The sequence below is a fragment of the Spectribacter hydrogenoxidans genome, assembly GCF_031846275.1.
GTDB classification, from domain to species: domain Bacteria; phylum Pseudomonadota; class Gammaproteobacteria; order Nevskiales; family Salinisphaeraceae; genus Spectribacter; species Spectribacter hydrogenoxidans.
On sequence record NZ_JAVRIB010000001.1, the window covers coordinates 241,862 to 264,178 of the forward strand.

General features: G+C 66.3%; 20 protein-coding genes. 7 read left to right on the top strand and 13 right to left on the bottom strand.

The window, feature by feature from the left end; genetic code table 11:
• Positions 1-102 precede the first annotated feature (102 nt).
• Both RM532_RS01130 and RM532_RS01135 read left to right on the top strand, forming a co-directional pair.
• Entirely contained in the window at positions 103-738 is a 636-nt protein-coding gene (locus RM532_RS01130; protein ID WP_311651260.1) for a c-type cytochrome, read from the top strand.
• Positions 735-1,370, top strand: a complete 636-nt coding sequence (locus tag RM532_RS01135) for a thiol:disulfide interchange protein DsbA/DsbL (protein ID WP_311651261.1) — start codon at positions 735-737, stop codon at positions 1,368-1,370. The genes RM532_RS01130 and RM532_RS01135 overlap by 4 nt, the downstream gene beginning before the upstream one ends.
• A gap of 24 nt (positions 1,371-1,394) precedes the next feature.
• Here the strand turns inward: RM532_RS01135 and RM532_RS01140 are convergent, their stop codons facing one another.
• Positions 1,395-2,603 (bottom strand): L,D-transpeptidase family protein, encoded by a 1,209-nt coding sequence (locus RM532_RS01140; protein ID WP_311651262.1) that lies wholly within the window; start codon positions 2,601-2,603, stop codon positions 1,395-1,397.
• Between the two features lie 10 nt (positions 2,604-2,613).
• Entirely contained in the window at positions 2,614-3,612 is a 999-nt protein-coding gene (locus RM532_RS01145; RefSeq protein WP_311651263.1) for a tetratricopeptide repeat protein, read from the bottom strand.
• 198 nt (positions 3,613-3,810) lie between these two features.
• Here RM532_RS01145 and RM532_RS01150 point away from each other — a divergent pair, with 198 nt between their 5' ends.
• Both RM532_RS01150 and RM532_RS01155 read left to right on the top strand, forming a co-directional pair.
• On the top strand, positions 3,811-5,247 hold the full coding sequence (locus RM532_RS01150) for a mannose-1-phosphate guanylyltransferase/mannose-6-phosphate isomerase (protein WP_311651264.1): 1,437 nt from the start codon (positions 3,811-3,813) through the stop codon (positions 5,245-5,247).
• Positions 5,247-6,602 carry a phosphohexomutase domain-containing protein gene (locus tag RM532_RS01155; RefSeq protein ID WP_311651265.1) on the top strand — a complete coding sequence of 452 codons (1,356 nt, stop codon included), beginning with the start codon at positions 5,247-5,249 and terminating at the stop codon, positions 6,600-6,602. The genes RM532_RS01150 and RM532_RS01155 overlap by 1 nt, the downstream gene beginning before the upstream one ends.
• 60 nt (positions 6,603-6,662) lie before the next feature.
• Here RM532_RS01155 and RM532_RS01160 read toward each other — a convergent pair whose 3' ends face one another.
• The gene (locus RM532_RS01160; RefSeq protein ID WP_311651266.1) at positions 6,663-7,313 is read right to left on the bottom strand and encodes a glutathione S-transferase family protein; all 651 of its coding nucleotides are present in this window, start codon (positions 7,311-7,313) and stop codon (positions 6,663-6,665) included.
• A gap of 143 nt (positions 7,314-7,456) precedes the next feature.
• On the opposite strand from RM532_RS01160, the gene RM532_RS01165 reads away from it, so the two are divergent.
• Complete coding sequence (locus tag RM532_RS01165; protein WP_311651267.1) at positions 7,457-7,789, top strand: TfoX/Sxy family protein; 333 nt, start codon at positions 7,457-7,459, stop codon at positions 7,787-7,789.
• Between the two features lie 13 nt (positions 7,790-7,802).
• Here the strand turns inward: RM532_RS01165 and RM532_RS01170 are convergent, their stop codons facing one another.
• From RM532_RS01170 to RM532_RS01200, 7 genes are all read right to left on the bottom strand, one after another.
• Positions 7,803-8,801, bottom strand: coding sequence for an OmpP1/FadL family transporter (locus RM532_RS01170; RefSeq protein ID WP_311651268.1), 999 nt, complete (start codon positions 8,799-8,801; stop codon positions 7,803-7,805).
• 195 nt (positions 8,802-8,996) lie between these two features.
• Positions 8,997-9,608: a glutathione S-transferase family protein gene (locus RM532_RS01175; RefSeq protein WP_311651269.1), complete on the bottom strand. Its 612-nt coding sequence runs from the start codon at positions 9,606-9,608 to the stop codon at positions 8,997-8,999.
• 39 nt (positions 9,609-9,647) lie between these two features.
• Positions 9,648-10,412, bottom strand: a complete 765-nt coding sequence (locus RM532_RS01180) for an SDR family oxidoreductase (RefSeq protein WP_311651270.1) — start codon at positions 10,410-10,412, stop codon at positions 9,648-9,650.
• A gap of 124 nt (positions 10,413-10,536) precedes the next feature.
• The gene (locus RM532_RS01185; RefSeq protein WP_311651271.1) at positions 10,537-11,604 is read right to left on the bottom strand and encodes a phosphotransferase family protein; all 1,068 of its coding nucleotides are present in this window, start codon (positions 11,602-11,604) and stop codon (positions 10,537-10,539) included.
• Positions 11,601-12,338: a TetR/AcrR family transcriptional regulator gene (locus RM532_RS01190; RefSeq protein ID WP_311651272.1), complete on the bottom strand. Its 738-nt coding sequence runs from the start codon at positions 12,336-12,338 to the stop codon at positions 11,601-11,603. The genes RM532_RS01185 and RM532_RS01190 overlap by 4 nt, the downstream gene beginning before the upstream one ends.
• 6 nt (positions 12,339-12,344) lie before the next feature.
• Entirely contained in the window at positions 12,345-13,544 is a 1,200-nt protein-coding gene (locus tag RM532_RS01195; RefSeq protein WP_311651273.1) for an acyl-CoA dehydrogenase family protein, read from the bottom strand.
• Between the two features lie 14 nt (positions 13,545-13,558).
• The gene (locus RM532_RS01200) at positions 13,559-14,266 is read right to left on the bottom strand and encodes a histidine phosphatase family protein (RefSeq protein WP_311651275.1); all 708 of its coding nucleotides are present in this window, start codon (positions 14,264-14,266) and stop codon (positions 13,559-13,561) included.
• Positions 14,267-14,378: 112 nt separating this feature from the next.
• Between RM532_RS01200 and RM532_RS01205 the strand changes: the two genes are divergently transcribed.
• Both RM532_RS01205 and RM532_RS01210 read left to right on the top strand, forming a co-directional pair.
• A complete protein-coding gene (locus RM532_RS01205; protein ID WP_311651276.1) occupies positions 14,379-15,185 on the top strand; it encodes an SDR family oxidoreductase in 807 nt (268 codons plus the stop codon).
• A gap of 10 nt (positions 15,186-15,195) precedes the next feature.
• Entirely contained in the window at positions 15,196-16,260 is a 1,065-nt protein-coding gene (locus tag RM532_RS01210) for a saccharopine dehydrogenase family protein (protein ID WP_311651277.1), read from the top strand.
• A 12-nt stretch (positions 16,261-16,272) separates the two neighbouring features.
• On the opposite strand, the gene lpdA is transcribed toward RM532_RS01210, so the two are convergent.
• The 3 genes from lpdA to aceE form a co-directional block, all read right to left on the bottom strand.
• Positions 16,273-18,069 (bottom strand): dihydrolipoyl dehydrogenase, encoded by a 1,797-nt coding sequence (gene lpdA / locus RM532_RS01215; protein ID WP_349255233.1) that lies wholly within the window; start codon positions 18,067-18,069, stop codon positions 16,273-16,275.
• A gap of 88 nt (positions 18,070-18,157) precedes the next feature.
• A complete protein-coding gene (gene aceF, locus RM532_RS01225) occupies positions 18,158-19,483 on the bottom strand; it encodes a dihydrolipoyllysine-residue acetyltransferase (protein WP_311651278.1) in 1,326 nt (441 codons plus the stop codon).
• A gap of 123 nt (positions 19,484-19,606) precedes the next feature.
• Complete coding sequence (gene aceE, locus RM532_RS01230; RefSeq protein ID WP_349255234.1) at positions 19,607-22,297, bottom strand: pyruvate dehydrogenase (acetyl-transferring), homodimeric type; 2,691 nt, start codon at positions 22,295-22,297, stop codon at positions 19,607-19,609.
• Positions 22,298-22,317: the final 20 nt, after the last annotated feature.

Consider the following 22,317-nt stretch of genomic DNA (forward strand, 5'->3'; position numbering starts at 1 on the left):
GCTGCCGTGCCGTCGCACCAGCCACCGCCGCGACGACCACCGCTGCCGGCGGGCTCATCGCCGGGGAATCACTGGCGAACAATTTCGGGAGTTTAACGCCACATGTCCATGCGAATGCTCATTGCCTCCGGTCTCGTGATGACCGCGTCGATGGTCCATGCCGATCCGTTTGTCGACGGTGACCCGGAGGCCGGGGCCGAAAAAGCCGCTCCCTGCGCCGCCTGTCACGGCGGCGACGGCAACAGCAGCAATGCGCAGTGGCCGAAAATTGCCGGGCAGAGCAGTGCCTATCTGTATCAGCAGCTCAAACACTTCAAGAGCGGTGACCGCGCGAACGCGGTCATGCAGGGGCAGGTGGCCAATCTGTCCGACCAGGACATGAAGGACCTCGCCACTCACTATGCGGGCAATAGCATGACGCCGGGCGTGGCCGACCCGGAACAGGTCGATCGCGGCAGCAAGCTGTATCACGCCGGCGATGAAGAAGCCGGCGTCCCCGCCTGCGCCGGTTGTCACGGTCCAGCCGGACAGGGTAACGCGGCGGCGGCGTATCCGCGCATCGCCGGCCAGCACGCAGACTACCTGAGCACGCGACTGAAGGCCTACCGTGAGGGCGAGCAGGGTTACCCGGCCGCTGCGATCATGAGTGGCGTTGCCGCGGAACTGGCGGACGAGGATATCCAGGCCCTGACCAGCTATATCCAGGGCCTGGCGCCGCGCGGCAAGGCATCGCCGTGAGCCGGGCCGGCCTGATTCTGGCGCTGGCGGCAGGACTGATCACCGCCACCGTTGCCAACGCACAGTTCCCGGCGCGATACGTGGCCGGTGAGCACTACACCGCGCTGGAAGCCTCCGCTCCGACCCGGGCCGAGGCCGGACAGCTGGAAGTGATCGAATTCTTTGTCTACGGCTGCTCGCACTGTTACGAATTCGACCCGATGGTCACCGAGTGGGCGAGCGAGTTGGCCGACGACGTGACCTTCCGCCGGGTGCCGGCGACGTTCGGCCAGGCCGGCCCGATCTACGCCCGGGTGTTCTACACCGCGAAGGCGCTGGATCTGGGGCAGGCGTTTCACGAAGCCTTCTTCGACGGCATCCACCAGGCGGGCCGCCGGCTGGTGGCCACTGACGACATCCGGGCCTTCTTCGTGGAACAGGGCGTGGCGGGCGAAGCCTTCGACGAAGCCTTCAACAGCGAGGCCGTCGATGAGCGCGTGGCCAACGCCACCCGCCTGATGCGAGCCTACGGCGTGACCGCGGTACCCAGCCTCGGCGTTGCCGGCCGGTTCTGGACCAATCCGCGGCAAACCGGTGGCTACCAGCCGATGCTGGATACCGCCGATTTTCTTCTCGACCGGGCGCGCGACTGACGCGACCCCCCGGCCGCGGCGCGGTCACGGGGCCATGGCAGTCTGGTCTTCGGCGCGGACCGCCTCGTGAATGATCTGCCAGCCGCCATCTGGCTGACGCCGCCAGTACTGCTGACGGTAGACCGGTGAGCCGGTGGACACCCCGGCATCGCGGGTGAACGAGACCAGCACCAGGTCAGACTCCCCCGGATACCGATAAATGCTTACTTGTCCAGGATCCATGGGGAGATCGGCTAGAGCCGGCGCATCATCCCGGATCAGCCTGACGAACTGCTGGCGGCCCAGACCGTCGGCACTGACGAAATTCGCGGCGTAGCGCCGTGTGCGATCCGGTGCATCCGGGGCATTCCGATCCTGCTGCCAGGCCACCACCGCGTCGCGCACCTCTCGCCGGGCCTGTGCCGCTTCATCAAGGCTGAGCCAGTCCAGTTGCTCGGCAAACACGATCGGGGTGATGCCCGGGCGAATATACTCGTGCAGGGCATTGAGATCGCTGTTGGCCACTACCACACAGCCCTCGCTGGCACGCGGGGCGCGGTTATAGGTGTCCCGGGGCACCCCGTGCACCCAGATGCCGTACCCGGTGCGGCCGTAGTAGCGATCCCAGCTGTTGGGATAATCCACCGGAAACGCGCCGTCGCCGTAGAGTTCCGGCAGTTCATCGTCGGGTTTGAATTCGGTAACGTGATACACGCCCAGCGGCGTGCGCAGGTCGCCCTCGAACTGCTTGCCGAAACCGGCCGCACCGATGCTGGCGTAGAAGTCGGCCACCAGGTCAAGTCCGGCCTCGCCGTTGCGGAACACATACAGTCGGTTACGCGCCAGATCTGCCACCAGCACGTGACGGAAGACCGGCGCCAGCTGCAGCACGGCATCGGGAACCGCCTCGGGCGGCGGGCGGAAACGCCGATGCTGCCAGCGCGAGCGTGCCTCCTCGATCAGGGCATGCTGGCGGTCGCTGGCCGGCGGCGCCCAGATATCGGCCCGGCCGCTGCGAGCCCGCAAAAGCTCCGCGTGCAAGAAATGGGCGAGCCGGAAGTCCGGCCGGTCCGACTTCAGGCGGAACAACATGCGTTCCACCCGGCCGTAGTGGCCGCGGCGCCACTCCGCCAGCACGTCAACCACGCGGTTTTCCGTTTCGGCATGGTGGGGCAAGGTCGATGGCGCCTGGGCCGCCGCCACCCCGGCGGCGCCGAAGCCGATCGCCAGCCAAAGCCGTGCGGCCGCGACCACCGGGCCCGGCCTAGAGCGGTTCGTCGGTTTCCCGAAGTATCTGCCAGCCATCGTCCGTGCGCGCCATCAGGAGGGTCTTGCGAACGCGATCCTCGTAGGTATCGGATTGGTAATGCTGGCGGAAGCTGATTTCAGCGGTGGCATCATCAAGCAGCGTGATACGGAAGTCGTCGATGCCGACGCGGATTCGTTCAGGCGCAGCGACCCGCTCACGCCGATTGTCAGCCCAGGCTGTGCGGCTGCGGCCGTCAGCGGGGCGGAAGTCGGCAGCATAGCTGCCCAGATAGGCCTCTACATCCTGCTCAGACCAGGCGCGGGCCCACTGCTGCACACTGGCGCGGATTGCAGCCCTTACATCGTGATCAGCTTCATCCTCGTCCGCTGTTGCCGCGGTAACCGGCTCCTCGTCGGGCGACATTTCCGGCGCCTCGTCACCGGGCGGCAGGGCGGGTTCCGGGGTCGGCGCCGGCGCGTCCACCACCTGCGGCGGGGCCGCGGCCTCGCGGCGGCCATCGAAGCTCGACACCATCTCAAGCTGAACGCCGAGATCTTCCGGCCGGCCCTCCGGATCAAGTGCCTTGCTGTAGGCGACGGCGGCCAGGGCCGTGTAGACATCGCCCAGATTGCGATGCGCCGTGGCATAGGCCGGATGCGTTTCCATCGCCGCTTCCAGCCACCGGCGGGCCTGTTCGTAATCGTTCTGGCGAGAGTACAGCACGGCCAGATTGTTGGCGGGCTCGGGACGATCGGGGTGCTCGCGGGCCAGTTCGCCGAACAAATTGATGGCGGCATCGGTGTCACCAGCCTGGGCCAGTGCCCGTGCCTTCAGAAACCGCAACCGGCTCTCGCCGGGGTTGGATGCCAGCGCCTGTTCCGCCATGTCCAGGGCGGCGGCGCTGTCACCTGCGGCCAGCTTTTCCACGATGGCCTCGGCATTCGCCAGCACGCTGCCAGGCCCCAGCAGTGCGGCCAGTAGCAGCGTCGCGCCCAATCCCTTGCACGCATCCATAGCCAAACCCATTCTCCTTCGCCGACTCGCGCCCGGCTCGCCGCACCGGCGGCGGGCGTGCCAGCGGAACATGCCGCGTGAATGCGCCCGAGTATACATGACCGAAAACCGCCCAGGCCTTGCCGGGCACATGATCACGTTGGCCTTTTATGCGGGTGCAAGGCAAACTTTCGCCAACCGACTGGAAGGGCTTACGCCATGATTGTTCCCGTAATTCTCGCCGGCGGCGCCGGTACCCGGTTGTGGCCGCTTTCTCGCGACGCCCGCCCCAAGCAGTTCCTGCCGCTGACCGGCGAAAGAACGCTGCTGGCCGAGACCGCGCGGCGGGTAGCAGGCGTTGAAAATGCGGCCGTCCCGCTGGTGGTTGGCCGCGAGGCCCACCGCTTTCTGATCGCCGAACAGCTGCGACAGGCCGGCACGCCGGGGATGGTGATGCTGGAACCCGCCGGGCGTAACACTGCCCCGGCCGCTGCCGCTGCCGCCATCGAGGCGCTGGCCGCTCACGGCCCCGACAGCCAGCTACTGATTCTTCCCTCCGATCACGTCATGGCAGATGCTGACGCCTTCACGGCGGCTGTCGCCATCGCCAGCGAAGCCGCGGCAAGCGGCTATCTGACCACCTTCGGCGTCACGCCGACCAGCCCGGAAACCGGCTACGGCTACATCCGGCGCGGCGACAGCCTGCTCGGCGGCGTGGCCCGGGTGGCGGCCTTCGTGGAGAAGCCGGACCGCGCCACCGCGACGGCCTACCTCGACAGCGGCGACTATCTCTGGAACAGCGGGATGTTCCTGTTTCCGGCCCAGGCCTATCTCGATGCCCTGGCGGTGCATGCGCCGGATCTGCTCGAAAGTGCCCGGGCTGCCCATGCAGGCGCCGAACGCGACCGCGACTTCCTGCGCCTGGACGACGACGCCTTTGCTGCTTGCCGCAGTGAGTCGATCGACTACGCGGTGATGGAGAAGACCGAACATGCTGCTGTGGTGGCTCTGGACGCCGGCTGGAGCGACCTGGGCAGCTGGGGCAGCGTGGCGGAGGCGGCCGGCGTCGATGCCGACCACAACTACTGTCACGGCGACGTGTTGCTGACCGATACTCACGACTGTGTGGTCCACAGCGACGGCCGACTGGTCACCACGCTGGGACTGCACAACACCCTGGTGGTGGCCACCGACGATGCCGTGCTGGTGGCCGATCGGGACCGGGAACAGGACATCAAGGCGGTGGTCGCCCGTCTGCGCGATGACAATCGCCGGGAAGCCACCGAGCATCGCAAGGTCTACCGACCCTGGGGCAGCTACGAGGCCATCGCCGCCGGCGAACGATTCCAGGTCAAGCGCATCATCGTGCCTCCCGGTGGGCGCCTGTCGCTCCAGAAACACCACCACCGCGCCGAGCACTGGGTGGTGGTGCAGGGTACGGCCCTGGTTACCCGGGGCGAGGAGCAGACCCTGCTCACCGAAGACCAGTCCACCTACATCCCGCTGGGCACGGTCCATCGGCTGGAGAACCCCGGCAAGGTCGATCTGGTGCTGATCGAGGTCCAGTCCGGCAGCTATCTGGGCGAGGACGACATCGTGCGCTACGACGACATCTACGGCCGCGCCGGCGAGAACAGCAAGAGGAAATCCGCCTGATGGGCCGGCACTATCCGTTCTTCAAGGCCTACGACATCCGGGCCCGGGTGCCGGACGAGCTGGATGCCGACATGGCTCGCCGCATCGGCCGGGCGTTCGTAGCCCACCGGCGTGCGGAGACCGTGGTGGTCGGGCGTGACATGCGCCTGTCCAGCCCGGCGCTGGCGGACGCCCTGGCCGAGGGGCTGCAGCTGGCCGGGGCGGATGTGCTGGACATCGGTTTGTGCGGCACCGAAGAGGTCTACTACGCCACGTTCAACGAAAACGCCGATGGCGGGATCATGGTGACCGCCAGCCACAATCCGCGTGACTACAACGGCATGAAGTTCGTGCGCGAGCTGGCCCGACCGATCTCCGCGGATACCGGTCTGTTCGACATCGAGGACCTGGTTCATGCCGACCACTTTACGGACGCATCACGGCCCGGGCAGCGCCAGCCGCTGGATCACCGCCCAGGCTATATCGATTTCCTGGTCAGCCAGATCGACCCGGCCAGTCTCAAGCCGCTGAAGATCGTGGCCAACCCCGGCAACGGTTGCGCCGGCTTGGTAATGGCGGAACTGGAAAAGCGGCTGCCGTTCGCGGTCACGCGGGTGCACTTCGAGCCGGACGGGGAGCTGCCCAACGGCATTCCCAATCCGCTGCTGCCGGAGAACCGCGAGGCCACCGCAGCAGCGGTGCGCGAGGCCGGCGCCGACCTGGGCCTGGCCTGGGACGGGGATTTCGACCGCTGTTTCTTCTTCGACGAAACCGGCGAGTTCATCGAAGGCTATTACCTGGTCGCGCTGATCGCCCGCATGCTGCTGGCCATGGAGCCGGGCGCGCGCATCGTCCACGACCCGCGTCTGACCTGGAACACCATCGAACTGGTGAAACAGATGGGCGGCGTGCCGGTGCAGTCCAAATCCGGCCACTCCTTCATGAAGCAGCGGATGCGCGAGGAGGATGCCGCCTACGGCGGCGAGATGAGCGCCCACCACTACTTCCGCAGCTTCGCCTATGCCGACAACGGGCATCTGCCCTGGCTGATGGTGGCGCAGCTGATGTCGGAAACCGGGCAATCACTGTCGTCGCTGGTCAATGAACGGGTGGCGGCGTTTCCCGCCAGCGGGGAGATCAACCGCGAGATCGGCGACCCGGATGCGGCCCTGGCCGGACTGGAAGCGCATTACGCCGCGCAGGCCGAGCGGGTAGAGCACGTCGACGGGCTGTCGATGGATTTCGCCGACTGGCGCTTCAACCTGCGCAAGTCCAATACCGAGCCGGTGGTGCGCCTGAATGTGGAGACCCGGGCCGATGCCGGGCTGATGCGTGTGCGTACCGACGAACTGATCAGCCTGCTCGACCAATACTGAACGGCGCAAACGACCCCCGCGCCATTAGTCGCGCGGGGGCGTTGCGCCAAGCGGATGCGGCTAGACGCGCATGCCCAGTTCCTGCCAGTTCGGGGCAATGGTGGCCTCGGCACTGGCACGAGCGTTCATGCTGTCGAACCAGCGGCTGACGTTCTTCAGCCCCGGGTCAAGCGGCTGACCCACGCTGGCCACGAAGTCCAGATGGCAATAAAGCACGATGTCGGCCAGGGTCATCTTGTTGCCGGCCACGTACTCACGGTCGGCCATCAGATCGTCCAGCCAGGCAAGCCCGGCCTGACCCTTCTTCTTCAGGCCGTCGGCGGCCTCGGGCAGGCACATCGTACGATCCTTGAACAGGTCATAGCCCTCGGCGAAACGGAAGCCGTTGAGCAGGAACTCGGTGATGTTGAGCTCCACGCGGCGTACCCACATGCGAGTGTTGACCCGCTCTTCCGGGGTGCTGCCGATCAGGGCCGGGCTGGGGTGCTTTTCCTCGAGGTACTCGCAGATGGCGACGGTTTCGCCGATCACGGTGCCGTCATCCAGTTCCAGCGCCGGGACCTGACCGGCCGGGTTCTTCTTCACGAACGCGTCGCCACGGTTCTCGCCGCCGAGCAGATCGTGATCGACCTGCGGCAACTCGATGCCCTTCTCGTGCATGAACATGCGCACCAGACGGGGATTGGGGCCTAGCGAATTGAGCAACTTCATGATGTGGTCTCCTCCTGTTGACCGACGCGCACCGCGTCGGCGTTTGAAAACTGTGTGCCCGGATCAGGCGACGGCGTAGCATCCGCCATGAAAGCAGGCGGAGCAACCGTCCGGATTGCCCGATTGCTCAAGGGAGCCTGAACGTGGCCTATGACACCGGGTTGACCGAGCGCATTGCGGATTGCTTGCGTGACCATGCCTTCATCGAGTCGCGGGCGATGTTCGGCGGCCTGGCCTTCTTCATCAACGGCAACATGCTGGCTGCCGTGCTGGGCGATGAGCTGGTGGTGCGCGTCGGCCCGGCCGCCTGGGAGGGCGCACTGGCGCTGCCCCATGCCCGGAAGATGGACTTCACCGGACGTCCGATGCGGGGTTTCGTCACCGTCGACCCCGCCGGGATCGAAGACGACGCCGACCTGGCCGCCTGGCTGGATCGCGGCATCGCATTCGCAGGGAACCTGCTGCCCAAGCCATGAGTCGTCACGGCAATCAGAAGCGGTACCGCCAGCTCAGATCGAGCTCGTAGCCTTCCAGCGAAGCATTGATGTTCTGTTCCGGAAAACGGGCGTTGGGGCCGCCGATGTCGTTCTTGAACGAGACCAGCAGGGACAAATCCAGCGAGACCCGCTCGCTGTGTCGCCAGCTGGCGCCGGCCGCGACCTTGTGCTTGAGAATGCTCTGGGCAAGGATGTTGAAGAATAGCTCATCCTGATCAACCGGCGGATCGGGGACGTAGGCGTATCCCGCCCGCCAGGTCCAGGCGCCGGGCGGCTGGTATCGGACGCCCACTTTGTAGGCGCTGCTGTCCTCCCAGCCGAATCCGGGCCCGCCGACCGAACCCGGCAGGCCGGGATTGTCCGGTTCGTTGCCTTGCGCGGAGACACCGCTGTAGAAGATCCGCTGCACGTCGAACAACAGCGTCCACATTGCGTCCATCTGCCAGGCGACGCCGAGGCTTGCATAGGCGGGAATGTCGAGCCGCCCGCGGTCCGGCAGTATTCCCTGGTAACCATCGAACTCGTCGACGCGGATTTTGGTCTGGTAGACGGCACCGAATGCCAGGCCATAAGGCGCCTCGAACTGTGCGCCCAGCTTGGCCCCGTAGCCCAGTGAATAATCGTGGCCATTGTCGGACAGACTGTCCGGCGCACGGGAGGCCGCGGCAAACGCCGCCAGTCCCTCGATCTGGATGGTTTCGATGGCAACAATCGGCGCGATGCCCAGGCGCAAACGGTCCGTGATCTGGCGCGCGTAGGTCGGGGCCAGAAAAAACTGGGCCAGGTCGATGCCGGCGCCCCCCGCGCAGTAGATGCCTTTCCCGCTGGTTTCTTCCGGGCAGGTGGGATTGTCGAAGTCGTCGTAGGTGGTATTCAGTCCGCCGTTGGCGTAAAGCACCAGTGCGAATGCCGAACGCTCGTCGATTCGCCAGTTCATCCCGCCCTGGGGGATGGTGAACACATCCAGCGGCACCTCCGGGTCGGATCTCACGCCAATTGAACACGACGCGTGTCATGGTCCGGTCCCCCGCTCGCGGTGATTGGTATTGTTGCCGACCGGAATCGTCGGTCAGCGTGCTACGCGGGTCAGCGGCAGCACCTCTCCCCAAACCACGCTACCGGAGCAAGCACGCTGGCGACCCACCCGAATGCGCAGCTCTCGCCCGGCCGCGCGGCATCGACACGCTCAGGCCCCGGCACTGGGGCGCGCCGACACCACCTGATGCCAGCGCTGCAGGTTCGGCCGCTGATCATCCACCGGCACCTTCACCACACTGGCGAAATCCACGCTGCAAAGGGCGGTGATATCCGCCACCGAGAAGCTGTCGCCGGCCATGAACTCGGTTTCCGCCAGCCGCCGGTCGAGCAGATCGAACCCCTGGGCCAGACGCTCCAGGCTGATCTCACCGAATTCCTTGGATGTCTTTTCGCGGTCGGCAAAGATGCCCGACAGGTTGCGGAAGCTCATCGCCACCTGCAGCAGCACGTTGAATTCCACCCCGCGGTTCCACATCTCGATCCGGCCCTGGCTGACCGGATCGCTGCCGAACAGTGACGGTTCCGGCTTTATGCCCTCCAGATACCGGCAGATGGCGACCGATTCGCCGATGCAAGTGCCGTCGTCCAGCTCCAGGGTCGGCACCACCCCGAGGGGATTCTTGGCCCGGTAGGCATCCGAGAGATTCTCGCCGGCGCGGATGTCCACTTCCACGAACTCGACGTCCTGGATGCCCTTTTCGGCCATGAAGATGCGCACGCGGCGCGGGTTGGGGGACTGGGCGAATTGATGCAGACGCATGCGAGATAACTCCTTGGGATGAACCAGAGGGGGCGACAGTCAGGCGATGGAGCCGCCGTCCACCACGTAGACGGAGCCGCTGACATAGCTGGCCGCCGGGCTGGCCAGGAACAGAATGGCGGGCGCGATTTCCGCCGGCTCGGCCACCCGCCCGAGCGGAATGGTGGGCAGGAACTGGTTGAGCACCTGCTCGTTGTGGACCAGCGCCGAGGCGAACTTGGTATCGGTCACGCCCGGCGCCACGGCGTTGACGCGGATGCCGAACTGGCCGCATTCCTTGGCGAAAGCCTTGGTCATGTTGATCACCGCCGCCTTGGTCACCGAGTAGATGCCCATCATCTGCCCGGGGGTCAGGCCCGCGATGGAGGCGTTGTTGACGATGGCCCCGCCGCCTTGTTTCTTCATGATCCGCCCGGCCAGCTGGCAGGCATAGAAGTAGCCGCGCACGTTGACGTCCAGCGTCTTGCCGACCGCGCCCAGGTCGGTATCCAGGATGTGGCCGAAGCTGGGATTGGTGGCGGCATTGTTGACCATGATGTCCAGCCGATCGAAGCGGCTCTCGATGTCGGCGAAGAAGGCGTCCATGGCCGCCGGGTCGCCGATGTGACAGGGCATGGCGGTGGCCTGGCCGCCGGTATCACGGATGGCCTGGGCCACCGCTTCGCAGCCTTCCGCCTTGCGCGCGGACACCACCACATGGGCGCCGTGGCGGGCGAACAGGTGGGCGGCGGCCTCGCCGATCCCGCGCGAGGCGCCGGTAATGACGGCGGTCTTGCCGGTGAGATCGAAAGTACTATCGGTCATTGCAAACTCCATGCGTTTGATCGTTAAACGCGAAGGGCGCAAAGGAATCCCTTACCCACGCCCCTTTGCGTTCTTTGCGCCCTTCGCGGTTCATGATTCGTGGCTTGTCTCGCCTAGACGCCGCTCAAAGCCGCGACTGGTCGATCACCCGCTGACAGACATCACCCAGCACCGGCACGAATATCCGGAATGCCTTGAAGCGCTCGTCCTGGGTCTTGCCTTCCTTGTAGCGCTTGTAGATCTGCTGGACGATGGCGATCAGCCGGAACACGCCGAACACGTAGTAGAAGTCCCAGTTGTCGACGTCGAGGCCGGTGCGTTCCCGGTAGCGGGCCAGCATCTGGTCGCGGGTGAGCATGCCGGGCAGATTGGTCGGGCCCATGCGCACCCCCTGGAGGGTCTCCGGATCGTCCGCCTGCACCCAGTAGGACATCGAACAGGCGAAATCCATCACCGGATCACCGAGGGTGGCCATCTCCCAGTCCAGCACGCCGATGATGCGCGTGGGGTCGTCCGGATCCAGCACCACGTTATCCAGCTTGTAATCGTTGTGGATGATTGCCGCCCGACCGGGATCACGCGGCATCTTGTCCTCCAGCCAGGCCATGATCGGCTCGCAGTCCGGCACGTCGTCGGTGCGGGCGTTGCGAAAACGCTTGTTCCAGCCGCGAATCTGGCGCTCGACATAGCCGGCGGGCTTGCCGAAATCGGCCATGCCAGCGGCCTCGACATCAATGGTGTGCAGTTCCGCCTGGACATCCAGCAGCGATTCACACAGCCGCGCGGCCTGGTCGGCCGACAGGCTCATGCCCTCCGGCAGATCACGGCGGACGATGATGCCGGTGAGACGTTCCATCACGTAGAACTCGGCGCCGATCACGCTCTCGTCGGTGCAGTGGACCACCGGCCGCGGGGCGTACTCGAACACCCCCTGAAGCCGCGAGAGCACCTCGAATTCCCGGCCCATGTCGTGGGCCGAGGCGACATTGCTGCCGAACGGCGGGCGCCGCAGCACATACTCGCGGCCATTGGCCTGCAGCGAGTAGGTCAGGTTGGACGCGCCGCCGGGAAACTGGCGGATGGCCAGATCCCCCGCCAGTTCCGGCGCGGCGTCACGGAAATAGGCCGCGAGCGCGGCGGTATCCAGGTCCTCGCCCTCGCGAATGTCGGTGGCGTGATCGATGTCGGTCATACGGTGATTTCCTCCATGGGCGTGGGCGCCAGATAGCGCGTCGCCAGTTCCTGCACGGCACGAGCATAGCCCGCGGCGGTCTGGCCGCGGCGGCCGTGCTTGCCGTGCTTGAGATACCAGTCCTGCAGCACCGCCTTGAGCATGGCGGCGGCGGCCAGCGCGTCGGTGTCGCGGAAACTGCCGTCGGCCTGACCTTCCCGGATGATGGCGGCGAAGATTTCCTCGGTGGCCTCCTCCATCGCCACCGCCTGGCGGCGCTCGGCCTGCCCCAGATGGCGGGCTTCCATGTAGAGGAACACGAACCACGGCCGCAGGATCTCGCTGAGCAGCACGTGGGCCCGGATAGCCTCGTCCAGCCGGGCACGGGCGGTAACATGCTGATCCACCTGCCGGCGCAGCACCTGCTCGATCTGCCGCTGCCCCTGGCGCTGGATCACCGCCACCAGTTCGTCCTTGCTCTGGAAGTAGGCGTAGAGCCCGCCCAGTGACAGCCCGGTGCGCCGCGCCAGGTCCCGCAGGCTCATAGCCGCGAACCCCTTGCGATTGGCGATGGCCAGGGTGGCATCGACAATTCTGGCCAGATTGGCCACGGCGATGGTTTCGTTCTGCACCGACACGCTGTCGCCGTGTTCGGCGTAGATCGCCCGGCACAGCTCGGTCATGGACACCCCGGCATCACGCCGGAACACCCGCAGTTCATCCGCCGCCCGGCGGTTGGCCACGGCCGGCACCACGCGCTATCAGCCCGAGGCCATCGCCCGGCCCAGCTCGTGGCGGGCCACGGTGCGCTTGTGCACCTCGTCCGGGCCGTCATAGATACGGGCGGCCCGTTCCTCGCGGTAGTACCAGGCCAGCACCGTGTCGTCGGTCATGCCCAGCGCCCCGTGCGCCTGCAGCGCCCGGTCGACCACCCGCTGCAGCACCCCGGCCACGAAGTACTTGATCATGCCGATCTCGTTGCGGGCGGCCTTGAAGCCGTAGGTGTCGCCGGTCCAGGCGGCCTTGAGCACCATCGACCGGGCCGCTTCGATCTCGGCGGCATTCTCGGCAATCCAGAACTGCACCGCCTGCTGATCGGCCAGCATCTGGCCGTCGGCCACCTCGCGTTCCAGCGCCCGGCGGCACAGCAGCTTCTGCGCCCGCTTGCAGATGCCCAGCCAGCGCATGCAGTGGTGGATGCGCCCCGGCCCCAGCCGCTTCTGCGCCAGCAGAAAGCCCTGGCCTTCCGGCCCGAGCATATTGGCCGCCGGCACCCGGACATCGTGATACTTCAGCTCCGCATGGCTGAACCAGCCGCTGCCCGGGTGGCCCATCACCGGGGCGTTGCGCACGAACTCCACCCCGTCCTGATCCGAGGGCACGATGATCATCGAGGCCCGAAGATGTTTCTCGGCCTCGGGATTGGTCACCGCCATCACCACCGTAAACGCGGAGCCGTCATAGGACGACGTGAACCACTTGTGGCCGTTGATCACGTACTCGTCGCCGTCGCGCACGGCGGTGGCCTTGAGCAGAGTGGGGTTGGAGCCGGCCGTGTTCTTGTCGGTCATGGAAAAGCAGGAGCGGATGTCCCCGGCGGCCAGCGGCTTGAGGAAGCGCTCCTTCTGATCGTCGGTACCGAATTCCAGCAGCAGCTCCATGTTGCCGGCATCGGGCGCCTGCGCCCCGAACGAGAAATGCCCGAACGGCGTCTGGCCCATCACCTCGGACAACAGAGCGAGATCCATCAGTGACAGACCCATGCCACCGACCTCGGTCGGCAGGTTGGGGGCCCACATGCCCATCTGCTTGACCTCGGCGCGCAGCTCATTCAGCTGCGGCTCGATCTCGGGCCAGTCACGGCCCATGACCTCGGGTTCCAACGGGATCAGGCGCTCATCGACGAAGGCCTGGGCCTTGTCGAGCATCTCGCGGGTGCTATCGGAAACGGAAAAATCCATGGCGTCCTCCTGCGCTATCGCAGCGTGATCACGTCCGGATCGTTTTCCAGACGCAGATGAGTGGTGTTGTTGAAGCCCATCAGCCGCCAGCCGGACCGGGTGGATCGCAGCTCGGTGACCGAGGCATTGAATACGACCCAGTTGAGTTCGACGGTCTGGGCCGGGGACAGCCCCAGGCAACTGGCCACCGCCACCGAGACCGGTCCGCCCGAGGTGAAGGCAACCAGCCGCGCGTGGCGGTCGTGATCGCGGTGCAGGCGGTCGAGGCCGTCCTCGACCCGGGCACGGAAGTGGCTCCAGCTCTCGAACGGCCGGGAGTCGTGCGGGGTGTCGGCCAGCCACTTGGCGGTCACGCCCTCGAAGGCCCGCTGGAACAACCGCTGGTCGGTGAAAAGCTCCCGCTGGCGCTGGCCCAGTTCCGGCTGTTCTCCCAGCACCATGGGCAGATAGGCACGGAAAATGCCGTCGGCATCGTACTCATTGAAGGCCGATTCCCGCTCTACTGTCGGCGCGCCGCCCGCCGTAGTGGCCTCGGCGGCCAGCCGGCCGGTGTCCTGCTGGCGCTGCAGATCGCCCGCCAGCCACACGTCGAACTCGGCGCCAACGCGGGCCAGATGCGCGCCGGTCAGACGCGCCTGGCGCTGCCCGAGCGGCGAGAGCTCGTCGTAGTTGGCCTGCCCGAAGGAGGCCTGCCCGTGGCGGATGAGCGTGAGAGTGGTCATGAGCGGACGGTAATCGGTGTCGCCCGGCCCGTCAATATCGGACGAACGTTCGATAGATGAATGACGCCGTGATAATCTCGCGAAATAGCATCCCGGAACGCATGGCGTCAGCATGAATCAGACCTCGCCCACCCGCATTGCCATCACCGGCGCCGGCAGCGGTCTCGGTCGCGCCATTGCCCTTCGCTATGCCCGCGACGGCGCCCGGGTTGCGGTCACCGACATCGACCCCGAGCGCGCCGACGCCGTGGCCGGGGAGGTTGAGGCCGCTGGCGGCGAAAGCCTGGCCCGCGCGCTGGACACCCGGAACGAGGCCGACTACGCCGCGCTGGTCGATGCCCTGACTGCGGCCTGGGGCGGCGTGGATGTCTGGGTGAATAACGCCGGGGTGGCCGCGGCCGGGACGGTGGCCGATACCCCGGAGGACGACTGGCGCTGGCTGATCGACATCAACCTGATGGGTGTGGTCAACGGCTGCCGTCACGCGCTGCCGCTGGTGCGGGCGTCGCGGGGCCACGTGGTGAATGTGGCCTCGTTCGCCGCCATCGCCTCATCGCCGGGGATGGCAGCCTACAACGTCGTCAAGGCGGGGGTGCTGTCGCTGTCGGAAACCCTGCGCGGCGAGGAGTACGACCGCGGCGTCGGCGTCAGCGTGGTCTGCCCGGCCTTTTTCCAGACCAATCTGATGGATAACTTCCGCACCCATCACCCCCGGCAGCAGCAGGTGCTGCGCAAGCTCATGGAACGCAGCCCGATCACCGCCGACGACGTGGCCGAGGCGGTGCATGCCGCCGTGGCCGGCGGGCGCTTCATGGTGATTCCCAACGCCACCGAACGGCGGCAGTATTGGTTCAAGCGGCTCACGCCGGAAGGATTTTTCCGGGCGGTGCTCAAGGCCACGCGCGGCTTCACGCAATAGGAACGCGGCAATGTCGAACAAGCAGTGGATGATCTACGGGGCCAACGGCTATACCGGCGAACTGATCGCCCGCGAGGCGAGCCGGCAGGGACTCACCCCGATACTGGCCGGCCGCAACGCGGCGGCGGTGGCGGCGCTGGGCGAGGAACTGGGGCTGGCGCACCGCGCCTTCGGGCTGGATGACCCCATCGCCCTGGCCGGCGAGCTGGCCGAGGTGGACGTGCTGCTGCATTGCGCCGGGCCGTTCTCGGCGACCTCGGCCCCGATGGTCGAGGCCTGCATTACCAGCGGTACGCATTATCTGGACATCACCGGCGAAATCGCGGTGTTCGAGCACGCCTTCAGCCAGCACTGGCTGGCCCGCGAGGCCGGCGTAGCGCTGTGCCCGGGCGTGGGATTCGACGTGATTCCCACCGACTGCGTGGCCGCCCATCTGGCCGACGTTCTGCCGGACGCCACCCGGCTGACCCTGGGCTTCGATTCCCGGTCCGGCATGTCGCCGGGCACGGCCAAATCCTCGGTGGAGGGTCTCGCCGGGGGTGGCAAGGTGCGCAAGGGCGGGGGCATCACCACCGTGCCGCTGGCCTTCGGCGTGCGCCGCATCGACTTCGGCGACGGCGAGAAACTGGCCATGACCATTCCCTGGGGCGACGTGGCCACCGCCTGGTACACCACCGGTATTCCCGACATCGAGGTCTACATCCCCGCGTCACCGGGTCTGGTGAAGAAGGTCAAGCGCCTCAACTGGGTACGCCCGGTGCTCGGGTTGTCACCGGTGCAGGCGTTTCTCAAGGGGCAGGTCGGCAAGCGGGTTACCGGGCCCGACGCCGCCACCCGCGAGCGGCAGCCCACGTTCGTCTGGGGTGAAGCGGTCAACGCCAGGGGCGACACCCGTGTGGCCCGGGTGAAGACTGCCAACGGCTACACCGTCACTATCGACGGCGCCATCGCGGTCAGCCGGCACCTGATGGACAACGAGGTCGAGGGCGGGGCCTACACCCCGTCCAAGCTGGTGGACAAGGATCTGGTGACGCGCCTGCCGGGCAGTAGCGAACTGACCATTGACAACGCCTGAGGGCGCCCGTCATCAGCCTCGTTTGGGCAGGTACAGGTCGGTGAGCGTGCCCAGGGAGGCCTCGGCCGCCATGCCCACGGTCTCCGAGAGCGTCGGGTGGGCATGCACGGTCAGGGCAATGTCCTCGGCGTCCGCGCCCATTTCAATGGCCAGACCCAGTTCGGCAATCAGTTCGCCCGCCCCCGGCCCCACGGCACCGGCGCCGACCACCCGGCCGGTCTCGCCGTCGAACAGAATCTTGGTCAGCCCCTCGTCGACGCCCATGCCCAGGGCCCGGCCGCTGGCCGCCCAGGGGAAGCTGCCCTTTTCCACCGCGATGCCGTCGGCCTTGGCCTGTTTCTCGGTCACCCCGACCCAGGCCACTTCCGGATCGGTGTAGACCACGGAGGGAATCCCGATGGCGTCGAAACCGGCCTTGTGTCCGGCGGCCACTTCCGCCGCCACCTTGCCCATGTGGCTGGCGCGGTGGGCCAGTTGTGGCTCCCCGGTAATATCACCGATGGCGAAGATGTGGCCGACATTGGTCCGGCACTGGGCATCAACGGCAATGAAACCGCGCTCGTCGACGGCAACGCCGGCGGCATCGGCGCCGATGCGCCCGCCGTTGGGCCGCCGGCCGACCGCCACCAGCACCCGGTCATAGCGCTCGGAATCCGGCGCATCCTTGCCCTCGAAGGACACGGTCAGGGACTTCGGATTGGCCTTCACCCCGGTGACTTTCGTGCTGGTCCACAAGTGCCGGCAGCGCTGCGCCATGCGCCTGGCCAGCGGCTTGACCAGATCGCGGTCGGCGCCCGGAATCAGGTCCGGCGTCATCTCCACCACATCCACCTTGCAGCCAAGGGAGGCGTAGACGTTGGCCATTTCCAGCCCGATGATGCCGCCGCCAATCACCAGCAGACTGTCGGGCAGGGCGGTCGGCGACAGGGCGCCGGTGGAGGTCACGATGCGCTCGTCCTCGGGCACATCCGGCAGCATCACCGCTTCCGACCCGGCCGCCACGATCGCGTGGGCAAAGCTCAGGTGCTGCGTCTCGCCCCCGTGTTCGATGGCCACGCGGTGTGCATCCTCGAAGCGGGCCGTGCCCTGCAGGACCCGGACCTTGCGCTTCTTCGCCAGCCCGACCAGACCGCCGGTCAACCGTTCGACCACCGACGTCTTCCAGGACATGAGCTTGTCGAGCTCGATTTCCGGCTTACCGAAAAGAATGCCCTTGTCAGCCATGACGGCGGCGTCATCCACCACCTTGGCGGCGTGCAACAGCGCCTTCGAGGGAATGCAGCCGACATTCAGGCAAACGCCGCCGAGCGCGGGGTAGCGTTCCACCAGCACCACGTCGAGACCGAGATCGGCGGCGCGGAAGGCCGCGGTGTAGCCGCCGGGCCCGGCGCCGAGGACGATCAGGTCGCAGTCGGGCGCACCTTCGGCGCTCGTTTCGTGTTTCCTGTTTTGAGTTTCCTGTTGGGTGCTGGCGCGTGGCGCTACCGGAGCCGCCGCTGACTGGTTTTCCTTGTCTTTGTTCTTGCCTGCGTCATCGGCGGAATCTGCGGTTTCTTTTTCTTCTGCACCGCCACCGCTGTCCTCCAGGACAACAATCACGTCGCCCTCGCCAACCTTGTCGCCTTCCGCAACCCTGACCTCGGCGATTCTGCCGGCAGACGTGGCCGGAACCTCCATGGTGGCCTTGTCGGATTCGAGCGTGATCAGCGGCTGCTCTTCCGCTACCTCGTCGCCCACCGCCACCAGTACCTCGATAACCTCGACAGCATCGAAATCACCAATGTCCGGAACCTTGATTTCCTGGCTCATCGCTCAGCCATTTCCAATGCCACGCTGATCGGCGCAGCGAACATGAAACACGAAACATGAAACCCGCAACGGCATCGCGCAGCGATGCTCACAGCAACAGCTTGCGGATGTCACCCAGCACTTCCGCCAGGAAACCGGTGATGCGGGCCGCCACGGCGCCGTCAATCACCCGGTGGTCGTAGGACAGCGATAGCGGCAGCATCAGGCGTGGCACGAACTCGCTGCCGTTCCACACCGGCTGCATTGCCGCGCGGGACACGCCGAGAATCCCTACCTCGGGCGAGTTGACGATGGGCGTGAACGCCGTGCCGCCGATGCCGCCCAGGCTGGAGATGGAGAAACAGCCACCCTGGAGGTCCGCGCCTTTCAGCTTGCCGTTGCGGGCCCGGTCCGACACTTCGCTCAGCTCGTGGGCGAGATCGAACACGCCCTTGTTCAGCACGTCCCGGATCACCGGCACCACCAGCCCGTTGTCGGTGTCCACCGCCACGCCCACGTTGTAGTAGTGCTTGCGAATGATGTGTTCACCGTCGGCGGCCAGCGCACTGTTGAGATCCGGAAATTCCGCCAGGGTGACGCCGGCCGCCTTGAGCAGGAACGCCAGCATCGTCAGCTTGACCCCTTCGCTTTCGGCCCGCGACTTCTGATTCTTGCGGAAGGCTTCGAGGTCGGTGATGTCGGCCTGGTCGAACTGGGTGACATGCGGAATGCGCAGCCAGCTGGCATGCAGGGCCTTCGCCGACAGCTTGCGGATGCGGGACAGCGCGACCGTTTCGGTCTCGCCGAACTGCGAGAAGTCCACGTCCGGCTGCGCCGGCAGACCGGATGCGGCAGCGGGCGTGGCGCCCGCACCGGAGACCGCCTGCTTCACGAACTGCTGGACGTCCTCCTTGCGGATGCGGTTCTTGGGGCCCGTGCCCTCCACCCGGGACAGATCGACGCCCAGTTCGCGGGCGAACTTGCGAACGGCCGGGGAGGCGTGGGCCGCTTTGCCGGGGGCGGAGGGCCGGGCGTCGACACCATCGGCGGTTTCACGCGATGCGTTCCGGGTTTCGGGTTGGCTACTGGCGGGTGGCGTTGTCGCCTCCTGCTCGGCCGCGCTTGCCCGGCCGCTATCGCTCGCCTTCTCATCGGCATCTTCGGCAGCATCTGCGATGCCTTCGTCTTCCGCATCGCCACCGCTGTCCTCGAGGATCACGATCACGTCGCCCTCGGCGACCTTGTCGCCTTCCTTCACGCGGACCTCGGCCACCTTGCCGGCGGCCGTGGCCGGGACTTCCATGGTCGCCTTGTCCGATTCCAGCGTGATCAGCGGCTGCTCATTCTCGATCGCGTCGCCAGCCGACACCAGGACTTCAATCACCTCGACAGCGTCGAAGTCCCCAATGTCCGGCACCCTGATTTCCGTGCTCATCGCGAAACTCTTGTTGTAACCGCAAAGGGCGCAAAAGACGCAGAGAAAACCTTACGCATCAGCAGAAACCTCACTTCGCGACCTTTGCGGTTGGCGATTTCTGTCGTTCCGGTACCGGCACGCTCAGACCGTCACCGGCTCGGGCTTGTCGGGATCGATGCCGTACTTGCGGATCGCTTCGGCCACGGTGCTGCGTTCGACTTCCCCGGCATCGGCCAGCGCCTTGAGGGCGGTGACGGTAATCCAGCGCCGATCCACTTCGAAGTGGTTGCGCAGGGCCTCGCGGGTATCCGACCGACCGTAGCCGTCAGTGCCCAGCGTGTAATAGGGCATGGGCACGAATGGCCGGATCAGATCAGCGTAGGCCTTCATGTAATCGGTAGCCGCCACCGCCGGCCCCGCCGCCTCGGCCAGGCACTGGGCGACATAGCTGGCGCGGGGTTCTTCCTCCGGATGCAGCGTGTTCCAGCGTTCCGCGGCCAGGCCGTCGCGGCGAAGTTCGCCGAAGCTGGGCACGCTCCAGACGTCCGCCGCGACCTTCCAGTCCTCGGCCAGCATATCCACCGCAGCAATCGATTCGCGCAGGATGGTGCCGGAGCCCAGCAGCTGCACCCGCGTCTTGAGGCGCTTGTCACCCTCCGAGAAGCGGTACATGCCGCGGACGATGCCGTCCGCCACGCCCTCCGGCAAAGCCGGATGCTCGTAGTTCTCGTTCATCACGGTGAGGTAGTAGTACACATCCTCGTGCTCGACGAACATGCGCCGCATACCGTCATGCACGATCACCGCCAGCTCGTAGGCGAAGGTCGGGTCGTAGGCGCGGCAGTTGGGGATGGTGTGCATCAGCAGCTGGCTATGGCCATCCTGATGCTGCAGGCCTTCGCCGTTCAAGGTGGTGCGCCCGGCAGTGCCGCCCAGCAGGAAGCCGCGGGCCCGCATGTCGCCGGCCGCCCAGCAGAGATCGCCCACCCGCTGATACCCGAACATCGAGTAGAAGATGTAGAACGGGATCATCGCCACGCCGTGGTTGTAGTACGACGTGCCGGCAGCGATGAACGAGGACATCGACCCCGCTTCGGTGATGCCCTCCTCCAGGATCTGGCCGTCCACGGCCTCCTTGTAGTAGGCCAGCTGTTCGGAATCCTCGGGGGTGAACAGCTGCCCCACGGGCGAGTAGATCCCCAGTGACCGGAACATGCCTTCCATGCCGAAGGTGCGGGCCTCGTCGGGCACGATCGGCACCACCCGCTTGCCCACGTTCCTGTCGCGGGTCAGCAGCTGCAGGATGCGCACGAACGCCATGGTGGTGGACATCTCGCGGCCGCCCGAATCTTGCAGCAGCTTGTCGAAAGTCGACAGCGGCGGAATTTCCAGCGTTTCCCAGTCCTGACGGCGCTGCGGCAGGTAGCCACCCAGCGCCTGGCGGCGTTCCTTCAGGTACCGGATCTCCTCGGAGTCCTCGGCAGGCTTGTAGAACGGGGCCTCCGCGATGTCGTCGTCGGACACCGGAATCTCGAACCGGTCGCGGAATTCCTTGAGCGCGGTTTCGCCCATCTTCTTCTGCTGATGGGTGATGTTCTGGCCTTCCCCGGCCTCGCCCATGCCGTAGCCCTTGACCGTCTTGGCCAGGATCACGGTGGGGCGACCGCCGGCGTTGTTCACCGCCTCGTGGTAGGCAGCGTACACCTTGTGCGGGTCGTGGCCGCCGCGGTTGAGCCGGCGGACATCCTCGTCGGACATGGCGGCGACCATGCGCTCCAGCTCGGGATACTTGCCGAAGAAATGCTTGCGGGTGTAATCCCCGCCATTGGCCTTGTAGGCCTGGTATTCGCCGTCCACCGCCTCGTTCATGCGCTGGACCAGCTTGCCGTCGTGGTCCTGGGCCAGCAGGCCGTCCCAGAGCGCACCCCAGATCACCTTGATCACGTTCCAGCCGGCGCCGCGGAAAGCGCCCTCCAGTTCCTGGATGATCTTGGCGTCGCCCCGCACCGGGCCGTCCAGCCGCTGCAGATTGCAGTTGACCACGAAGATCAGGTTGTCCAGCCCCTCGCGGGCGGCGATGTCGATCGCACCCATGGACTCCGGCTCGTCCATCTCCCCATCGCCGCAGAAGCACCACACCTTGCGGCCCGCTGTGTTGCTGACTCCGCGGTTCTCCAGGTACTTCATGAAGCGGGCCTGGTAGATGGCAGTGATCGGGCCCAGGCCCATCGACACGGTGGCGAACTGCCAGTAATCGGGCATCAGCCAGGCGTGGGGATAGCTGGATAGTCCGGTGCCGCCCACTTCGGCGCGGAAATTGTGCAGCTGATCCTCGTCCAGCCGGCCCTCCAGGAACGACCGGGCGTAGATGCCCGGGGCCGAGTGTCCCTGGATGTAGACCAGATCCCCGCCGTGATCGTCACTGGGCGCATGCCAGAAATGGTTGAAGCCCACGTCGTAGAGCGTGGCCGCAGAGGCGAAACTGGCGATGTGGCCCCCCACGCCCTCGTGGTGGCGGTTGGCCTGAACCACCATGGCCATGGCATTCCAGCGGATGATGGAGCGGATGCGCCATTCCACCGCCGGATCGCCGGGCGAACGGGCCTCGCGGTGTGCAGGGATGGTGTTGATGTAGGCCGTGTAAGGCGAAAACGGGATGTAGGCGCCGGAGCGGCGGGACTTCTCGATCAGCGCTTCCAGTAGCTGATGGGCCCGGGCCGGCCCCTCGACTTCGATCACCGCCTCCAGTGCGGCCAGCCACTCCCCGGTTTCTTCGGGATCGATATCCTGATCCGGCAGGATATCGCGGGACGGCGGCATTGTTTGGGTCATGTCACGCGCGCGGCTCACGC